Consider the following 1,712-nt stretch of genomic DNA (forward strand, 5'->3'; position numbering starts at 1 on the left):
CTACCAACACCACCTCCGCGCCAGTGCTAGCTTTTCGTACCGTCACTTTATTGCACTGAAAACGAGGAGACCCCTCACCGGGCCGGTGGCCCTCGCCGCTGGGCTTTGCGGCCCTGACGGGCCTTCCTGGCCCGTTTCCGGGGCCTTCCCTGCCCTGCCCCACCGGCGCGGCCGTTGTGGACAGTTTCGGGACAAGTCGGCCGAGGCCGGCCGGCGCAGCCCTGACGTTGACACTTGAGGGGCAGCGGGGCCGGCGCGATGTTGACACTTGGGGGGCAGCGGCCGATTTCGGCCTGGTCGAGCCGTCCAGGCGGCCGCCGAGGCGGCCTAAGTGCCTGATCGGCATGGAGTTATCCACCGAAGTTGTGGATAACCCTGTTAGGAACCCTGCCCCGGTATTGACACTTGAGGGGCGGCCCTACTGACACTTGAGGGGCGCGGTTCTTGACACTTGAGGGGCAGCGTATTGACACATGGGGGGCTTATCCATTGACACTTGAGGGGCGGCCTCTTCGCGCTTTTCCTTGGCGTGACAACGGTTTACGCGCGTTTTTCGGTCATGCTAACCAGGTTTTTAACCGTCTTTATAACCTTTTTATATAACCAGGTAGTTTTAACCAGAGGCTGGCGAAAAAAACGGCAACACGGCCCAAGCTACCGCGCAGCATGACCGGCCGCCGAAGGGGGGAAACCCCCCTTCTCGATCCCACCCGGCCGCAAGCGGCCTCCCATCCCCCCAGGGGCTACGCCCCTCGGCCGCCTTGCGGCCTCACCCCACAATGGAGCGCCTTCGGCGCTACGGCTTAGGAGAGCCAGGCGCAAGCGCCTGGCGGAAGGCAGTAAGTTCGAGAGCTTGCGAGGGGGCAAAGCCCCCTCACACTCCCCAACCAGGTCGCCGCGGTTCGACCGGCCGCGCGATCCTCAAGCATCGCAGCAGCTCCACCGCCGCAGGTTTTACGCCAAGGAAGGGGGTCGGCCAGCTCGGCCGGTGGCGCGGAAAGCGCCCCTCAAGTGTCAATGAAACGTGAGACGCGGGGCCAGGCCCGCGCCGATCACAAGCCGAGTTCGGAGTGAGAGCCGAGGCGCACCAGGCGCAGCGTGTCGGCGTCGGGCTTCTGGTAGATCAGCACCAGGTCGGGCTTGACGTGGCAATCCCGGTGATCCTTCCAGTCCCCGGTCAGCGCGTGGTCGCGGTGCCGAGGTTCCAGCGGCTGGTCGTCGGCGAGCGCGACCAGGACGGGCACCAGGTCGGCGTCGAGCGTGGCCCGGTGCTGCCCTTTCGCCTCGCGCTTGTAGTCGCGCTTGAACTGGCCGGTGCGCTCAATCTGCCGCATGCAGATCGGCCATCAGATCGTTGACGGTGGCGAAGCGCGGCAGCTTGCCCTTGCGGGCTTCCTTCATCGCCTCGATGGTGGTGGCGTTCGGAATCAGCGGCTCGAAGGGCAGCGCCTTGTCCTGGGCCACCTTCGTGAGCAGCAGCCGCACCGCGTCGGACACGGTAAGGCCCATCGCGGCCAGGACGGCCGCCGCTTCTTCCTTGATCGCGCCGTCGATGCGCGTTTGTACGAGCTGGTTTGCAGCCATGATTGGTTCTCCGGTTGGGTTCGTGAATTACATTGTAATGCACGCCAAGGGAAAGGGCAAGGTTTAGCGGCTAAAACGTTTAGCTAAAGTGCTTGACGATTAGGACATTTTGCCCTAATATAGCACTT

General features: G+C 63.7%; 2 protein-coding genes. Both read right to left on the reverse strand.

The window, feature by feature from the left end:
- Positions 1-1,052 precede the first annotated feature (1,052 nt).
- A complete protein-coding gene (locus tag K206_RS0136295) occupies positions 1,053-1,334 on the reverse strand; it encodes a type II toxin-antitoxin system YafQ family toxin (protein WP_011114071.1) in 282 nt (93 codons plus the stop codon).
- Positions 1,321-1,584 (reverse strand): type II toxin-antitoxin system RelB/DinJ family antitoxin, encoded by a 264-nt coding sequence (locus K206_RS0136300; protein ID WP_011114070.1) that lies wholly within the window; start codon positions 1,582-1,584, stop codon positions 1,321-1,323. Before K206_RS0136300 ends, K206_RS0136295 begins: the two co-directional genes overlap by 14 nt.
- Positions 1,585-1,712: the final 128 nt, after the last annotated feature.

It is taken from the genome of Cupriavidus sp. WS (genome assembly GCF_000395345.1).
Lineage (GTDB): Bacteria > Pseudomonadota > Gammaproteobacteria > Burkholderiales > Burkholderiaceae > Cupriavidus > Cupriavidus basilensis_B.

Coding starts and splice junctions, on each gene's coding strand:
- K206_RS0136295 (WP_011114071.1), bottom strand. CDS start 1,334: ATGCGGCAGATTGAGCGCACCGGCCAGTTCAAGCGCGACTACAAGCGC.
- K206_RS0136300 (WP_011114070.1), bottom strand. CDS start 1,584: ATGGCTGCAAACCAGCTCGTACAAACGCGCATCGACGGCGCGATCAAG.